The 6,858-nt window shown below is 57.2% G+C and carries 7 protein-coding genes; all 7 read right to left on the bottom strand.

Annotation, left to right across the window (positions count from 1 at the left end; all coding sequences use genetic code 11):
• Nucleotides 1-112 precede the first annotated feature (112 nt).
• Nucleotides 113-370, bottom strand: coding sequence for a PAAR domain-containing protein (locus F757_RS0129610; RefSeq protein ID WP_027214491.1), 258 nt, complete (start codon nt 368-370; stop codon nt 113-115).
• Entirely contained in the window at nt 367-951 is a 585-nt protein-coding gene (locus F757_RS37095) for a T6SS immunity protein Tli3 family protein (RefSeq protein ID WP_442856671.1), read from the bottom strand. Before F757_RS37095 ends, F757_RS0129610 begins: the two co-directional genes overlap by 4 nt.
• Nucleotides 952-1,009: 58 nt before the next feature.
• Complete coding sequence (locus F757_RS0129615) at nt 1,010-1,267, bottom strand: PAAR domain-containing protein (protein WP_027214492.1); 258 nt, start codon at nt 1,265-1,267, stop codon at nt 1,010-1,012.
• A gap of 275 nt (nt 1,268-1,542) precedes the next feature.
• A complete protein-coding gene (locus tag F757_RS37100; protein ID WP_442856672.1) occupies nt 1,543-2,175 on the bottom strand; it encodes a T6SS immunity protein Tli3 family protein in 633 nt (210 codons plus the stop codon).
• Nucleotides 2,176-2,826: 651 nt separating this feature from the next.
• Nucleotides 2,827-3,597 carry a T6SS immunity protein Tli3 family protein gene (locus F757_RS0129625; RefSeq protein ID WP_156923784.1) on the bottom strand — a complete coding sequence of 257 codons (771 nt, stop codon included), beginning with the start codon at nt 3,595-3,597 and terminating at the stop codon, nt 2,827-2,829.
• Nucleotides 3,584-5,560 carry a T6SS effector phospholipase Tle3 domain-containing protein gene (locus F757_RS0129630; RefSeq protein ID WP_027214494.1) on the bottom strand — a complete coding sequence of 659 codons (1,977 nt, stop codon included), beginning with the start codon at nt 5,558-5,560 and terminating at the stop codon, nt 3,584-3,586. Before F757_RS0129630 ends, F757_RS0129625 begins: the two co-directional genes overlap by 14 nt.
• 2 nt (nt 5,561-5,562) lie before the next feature.
• On the bottom strand, nt 5,563-6,753 hold the full coding sequence (locus F757_RS34375) for a DUF2345 domain-containing protein (protein WP_442856673.1): 1,191 nt from the start codon (nt 6,751-6,753) through the stop codon (nt 5,563-5,565).
• Between the last annotated feature and the right edge of the window lie 105 nt (nt 6,754-6,858).

Raw genomic sequence — 6,858 nt, forward strand, 5'->3', positions numbered from 1 at the left:
ACCAGTCCAAATCCTGCTACACCAACGAGTGTGATGATCGCCACGGCGATCCATGCAGACGGAGGCTTGCCGTATTCGAGCTGCTTTGTCTCGCAGAATTTCCAGTCCAAGCTCATCGGATTTTCATCCCGTCCGTTCCGGCTATCACCCGGCTGCCGCATTGCGTGCGGCAACCATCGACCACCCATTTGCGGCCACCTTCACCATAGCCCTCGCCGTGCTCGATAATCGGGTTATCGCCGTGCTCGGGGCACGTGACGATGTCCTCGATGAGCGCGACCTTGCGCCCATCCAGCGTGAACGTGGCGGACGCTGTCTTTACGACGCCCCCGTGGCTCGTCCTGTCGCCTTTACAGACCGGTTTGATCATTTTTGTTCCGCCTTGTGATCATTGACGGGTTCGTCACAGGTGTAACGGTCTGCTCCAGAGGGCGTGCGCATACCGGCTAGAAAACCCGGTCGCGACAACGCGCGAAAACTTGCGCCGCGGACTCCGTCTGGATACGGCTTATTCAGATCGATCCCTGGAAACATTGGGTACTGAACAACGAAGGCATCCTCACCATGTCGATCTTTTTCCATAACATAGAGACGATCACGGCCCACGGCCATAGCATATCTGCTGGAACTTTCAACGGGATCGAAGGAAATATCGTCCTCGTCATATCGAACCCAGGAAAATGATCTGCCACCGTCGGTTGAGTAGGCCATATAGTCCATGCAACCTCGCTCACCGCAAACATTTCGAGAAACAGACGGAAACACTAGATTCATCTCCTTTGGATCGCTATTGATTACGCCTCCTCGAAATCCAGTCGGCCACATAAGACCAATCTTCGTGCGCACCCCGGTTCGCGTGTCGTTATACCAGGCGTCACCAAGGCAGCCGTTGTAGTTCTCTAGTGTGACAAACCGGTGGTCAAGAGTGTGATGATCGCCACGGCGATCCATGCAGACGGAGGCTTGCCGTATTCGAGCTGCTTTGTCTCGCAAAACTTCCAGTCCAAGCTCATCGGATTTTCATTCCGTCCGTTCCGGCAATCACCCGGCTGCCGCATTGCGTGCGGCAACCATCGACCACCCACTTGCGGCCACCTTCGCCATAGCCCTCGCCGTGCTCGATAATCGGGTTATCGCCGTGCTCGGGGCACGTGACGATGTCCTCGATTAGCGCGACCTTGCGCCCATCCAGCGTGAACGTGGCAGACGCTGTCTTTACGACGCCCCCGTGGGTCGTCCTGTCGCCCTTACAGACCGGTTTGGTCATTTCTGTTCCGCCTTGGGATCATTGACGGGTTCGTCGCAGGTGTAACGGTCTGCTCCAGAGGGCGTGCGCATACCGGCTACAAAACCCGGTCGCGACAACGCGCGCAAACTTGCGCCACGGACTCCATCTGGATACGGCTTATTCAGATCGATCCCTGGAAACAGCGGGTACTGAACAACGAAGGCATCCTCGCCATGTCGATCTTTTTCCATAACATAGAGACGATCACGGCCCCACAGCCATGGCATATCTGCTGGAACTACATGGCGGCGCTGTCATTGACGTCCCCTTACCAAAGGTGCATCGGGATTCGTCGGTTTAATCGAGGCATCGCAGGTAATGTGATCTTGTCCAGAAGGAGTGCGCAGGCCAGAGGGAGAAGAGGCGTTAAAGTCAATGCGCTTTCCTTCCGGCAACGTTTCCCTGCGTTCATAAACAAAGCCAGGAATCATCGGATATCTGGCGGTATCGACTGTACTAAAGTCAGGGTCCAACGTCTCAGAAACGTAAACCGAATCGCTAGTTGCGATAACCGTAAACTTCAGTGAACCTTTGTACGGGTCTGGACTATGGTCCTTATAGACCATTCCGTTGAATGTCCGCCCTCCGTCCGTCGAGTACAGCAGACCGAGATTACAGCCACGCTCACCGTTGCCGCAAAACGCCCCAGGCGGCATCGCTGTCGGAAACGCGAGATTGCGCCCCGTCGGATCAGCATTGATGACGCGCCCCTGGAAGTCTTCGACGGCACCGCGGCCCAAATAGCTACGGATTGCCGCCTTCGTATCGTTGTAATACGTCTCACCGTGGTAACAGTCCCGGTAGCGCTCCAGCGTNGGGCGGCACGTTGTACTGCACTTCTTCGTACTGCCCTGAAGCCAGGGCACGCTGGTTGCGCTCCGCCTCATAGACCCATTGCTGCTGGCAGGCACCCAGAGAAAGCGCGAGCGCCAAACCTGCAGCGATGCGAAGGTCAGTTACCCTCATATGCCCTCCTCATTTTCAATTGCGCCTGTTGAGCCTCCGAGACGGCATCAGCGACCGAATCTTTCTGACTCACTATCCGGGAAGGACGACTCTTGAAGGTTTAAACGTTCACCATTACCGACCAAACGCATCCCGCAGACCCGCAGGATCCCGTCCTGACTATTCCGTCGTGGCTGGCTCGGCTTCCTACACATAGCGGCGTTGTCATTGATGTCCTCTTGCCAAAGGTGCGTCGAGATTCGTCGGTTTGCTGCACACCGACAGCGGCAGCAGACAACGCCAGTGTGATGTTTTAACGAACCAGGTTTTCGTGCTCTCACTGAATGCGCTTCACCTTTCTCGAGTCATCGGATTCTCATCCCGTCCGTTCCGGCAATCACTCGGCTGCCGCATTGCGTGTGGCAACCATCGACCACTCACCGCAGAGCCTCCCCCGTAACCGTCGCCTTACTGGGGACGCCGGACGATGTCCTCGACTAGCGCGACCCCGCGCCCATCCAGCATGAACCTGACGGGTACAGTCTTCGCGACGCCCGCGTGGCTCGCCCTGTCGCCTTTGCATAGCGGCTTGCTCATTTTTGTTCCGCCGTTGAATCATTGACGAGTTCGTCGCAGGTAAAGTGGTCCGCACCAGAGGGCGTGTGAAGACCTGATGGCAACCGAACGTTGGATCTAATGGTTATGCCTTCAGGCAATGTTGCGTTCTTCCCGTAGACGTATCCCGGTGCCATTGGATACTGGTCTGTAATCGAAGAGTCTTCCCGAAGGTCATAGCTTGGATCCGGGTGCTCTCCCGAAGGCGAAATCGGCATGTACTTGTAGGTGAACATTGTGATGTACATTGCATCCTTGGTGACCGAAATCACGTACTTCTTTGAATCCTTCACAGGATCAAAACTGACGTAATAATTGTCATACCGCATCCAATTGAACGAACGCCCACCATCGGTCGAATAAGCAACGTAGTCGATACATCCCCTATCGCCGCAGACATTTCTTGAAACGCGCGGAATAGCCACATTCATTCCGGTCGGATCATCAATGATGAGCCGCCCACGAAAACCAGTCGGCCACAGCAAACCAATCTTCGTGCGCACCCCGGTTCGCGTATCGTTATACCAGCCATCACCCAGGCAGCCGTTATAGTTCTCCAGCGTGACGAACCGGTGGTCGTCAATGCGGTAGACGACCTTGGGCGGCACGTTGTACTGCACTTCTTCGTACTGCCCTGAAGCCAGGGCACGCTGGTTGCGCTCCGCCTCATAGACCCATTGCTGCTGGCAGGCACTCAAAGAAAGCACGAGCGCCATACACGCAGCGATGCGAAGGTCAGTTACCCTCATATGTCCTCCTCATTTTCAATTGCGCCTGTTGAGCCTCCGAGACGGCATCAGAGACCGTTTCCTTGTCGATTCCGTCAGGGACGGGTGGAACATCCAATGTTCCGTCCGCAAAGTACGGGTCTGTAAAGTTCAGCCAGTCCGCGTCCCGCATCAATCGCGACCAGAAGTCCGGGTTTTCGTACGAGTCACAAAACCCGATTGGCAAGTCCCAAGCAGCTACCCGGGTCATGAACGGCTCAAACTGCGGAAGCGTGCTGTGATTGGTCGGCATGGGCTGATAGTCCTCAATCCGGTTCAGCATCTCTTCCCTGGTTTCAAGACGGCTGTTCCACCCTCTTGAGGAATAAGGGTCTTGGGTAATCACTTCCTTTTCCCGGTCGTGGATCGATTCGAGGTAAGGCACACCAGGGTCCAGGTAATTGCCCGCCTCATCACGCGCTCCGAGTGCGTCCTGATCCGAGCGAGCCTCGTCAAAGTACCGTGGAACTCCCGGCTCCTTGACAACCTTGCCGTCCTTCATCAAGGTGACTTCTCGCAAGGCCCGCCGCGACATTTCCTCCGCTGTGATCGGCAGCGGCACCTGTTCCGCATTGATGTTCACCTGCTGGTTCCGGCTCGGCACTGCCCATAACTGCATACCGGCCGCACGCCGGTTGCCGTTCCAGAAATCGTCCGGCTTCGCGCCCGGTTCCGGATTGGGAATGCGCGGCAACGAGCCGAAGTTCTTCATCCCCGGTGCGTCGCCGCAGGGCGTTCCACGCGCAAGCATGCGCTGCTTGACCGTCTCTCCCAGTTCGCCGATCAACTCATTGGACACACCCTGCCAGCCGATGCTTTGCAGCGGCGAGGCTCCCATCACGCGGTCATGGGGGTTGAAGTAGACATAGAAGCGGCCATGGTTGTCGCGCTCCCTAATCCCATTGGAAGCGGCATCCGGAGTCCATAGTTCGTTTTCCTGCGTCGCCCCAACATGCAGTTGCTCCAGGTCGTTCGCGGTGAGAACTCTCTTATCGTCGCGGATACGCTTCGCAATGGCCTTGAAGGTGTTCACCCGCGCCTGCGTGGTCGGACGCTGGTTAAAGCACGTAAGTGCATCGGTAGTCTTGTCCTCAAGGGCGAACGGAGAGTTCATGACCACCAGCGAGTCGGGCGCACGGGTCTTGCACATCAACGTCGCCGCCATAGCGACCATGGTCCCCTGACTGTGGGACATGACAGTCACCGTATCCTTTGGATAGGTGCTCCTGATCCGGTCGATCAGGTCGGCGAGACGCTGCGCTGCATGCGCGTAATACTGCCGACCAGGAGCGTTGTGCAGTTCACGGTCCCATTCGGTATTGAACCACTGCATATTGAATACCCCGAGCAGGTCCCTGTTAAAACCCTTGTTGCTCCATAACTGTTGAAGGTTGTTAGTGCCATTCTGGAAAGGGCCACCGCCCCAATACCAAGGTCCTTTCTGCTTGGAACCTGTATCCGTCCACTGGTTATCACCTTTAATGTTCCTAAGCGGAACCTTCCACTTCCGCTCGTCGCCGTCCTTGGCGCGATAACCCCAGTAGAAGCGAATTACTGGAGATCTACCCACGCCGTCTGGCGCTAGTCTCCTAGCTACGATTTGACGGCTTTCGGCATCCCTCGCGGTATATCTGTTCTCTTTTAGATCGCTTCGTCCTAGTCTGTTATTGAGTCCATCACATATTTGAGCTTCTGCGTGGTCATACCACTCCCCCTCGGAATTCACTCCATGAACAAAAATGATCACCCCCGGCAGATGCGGAGGAACGAGCGCCTTGGCATAGACCTGGTAACTATCCGGCGTCATGTAAGACTCCCAGAACGGCTGACCCAGATGGTCCCGCTGCATCGGCACTACGTTGGTAGCAATATTCATCTGATAGTGTTGCTGCCTGCTATCTGGCGTAGCCGCGCTACCGGACTGGTTCTCCGTCATGTCGCTCATCGTCAGACGTCCCCTTTCTTCGCAAGCATCAGTTTCAGACCCTGCGCCACCTCGTCGGTCGAAAGCGAAGTCTCACCATTCGAGTTCGTCTTGCCCTCGGCGATTTTTCCGGTCGCCAACTGAATACGATAGTTGCGGTTTGCGAGCGGACGCCCCGTTAGCTCGTCACAAAGGACAAACTTCTCGTTGTTCAGAATGTTCCTCTGCCCAAACCTAGGCAGCGGCAGCGAAAGCGACCCCGGCCCCTGCTTGTCGATATCCGGCACCTTGAGGATGAGGCTACCCGCGCCACCAATCTCGACGCTATCGCCATGAATCTTGATATATGCGGTGCCGCCGCCGTGAAGAACGACGCCGTTAGCAGCATGAGCCGTGAGCGTTCCGCCTGCGCTGCACAACTCGATGTTCTGCTGCGCGACGCAGTCCAGTCCGTCCGATTGCGCCTGGATCAGCACCTTTCCCCGCGCGGCGATCATGCGGATACCCAGGCGCTGTGCAAACAGCGATACCGCACCCGCCGCTGACACCACCATGTTTTTCAGCGCGCTAACGTTAAAGCCGCCGCTCGTCGCTGTGTTGACGTCCTTGCCCGCCGCAATGGACACGCGATCCGGCGTCGCAAGCGCGATCCCCTTTGGAGACGAAAGCAGCATGACCGCTTCACGAAGCCCCGCCACGCTGTTTTTGAGCCACTCGTTTTCTGCGTTCAGGTCGGCAATTTCAGCCTTCGCAACGGCAGCGGCCTGCGCTAGGCCGTCCGCCTGTGCCGCCGTGATCCGCAACTGGTTCAGCGCCGCATCCATCTCAAGCTGTTTGCCTGAGGCGCGCTCCTGAATGTCGCTCGACAGGAACAGGCCGCCACCGGCACGAACCGCCCCGCCTTTGTCGGTCCGCAGCTCGAAGCCCTCCCCCCGGTATTCGAGCCTGCTGTTGACGAGATAGCCCAGGTTCAGCTGGCTCTTGCCCGAGTGCTCGGTGCTGAGCTTGATGCCTTCCTGGCCCGCCCAGTCCTCCATGCGCAGCTTGTTGTTGCTCTGGGTACGGATGACGTTGCGCGACAGCCAGCGGCGGTCGCTGGTGACCAGATCGCGCGCCTGGCTGTGATGGTGGAACGCAGTGATTTCAGGCTTGTCGGGNTCCCCATCCCGGAANGAGATAACNGCCTCGTCGCCGTCCAGNGCGACGAAGTGCATGCCGGTCTGCAGTTTNCCCGCGAAGGGCTTTGCCAGACGCAGCGGCACGCTCTCGCCGCCCTTGGGCGAACTTCCGAAGTCGGCATCCAGCCGGACCACGTAGTA

This window comes from Burkholderia sp. WSM2232 (assembly GCF_000472545.1).
Taxonomy (GTDB): Bacteria; Pseudomonadota; Gammaproteobacteria; order Burkholderiales; family Burkholderiaceae; genus Paraburkholderia.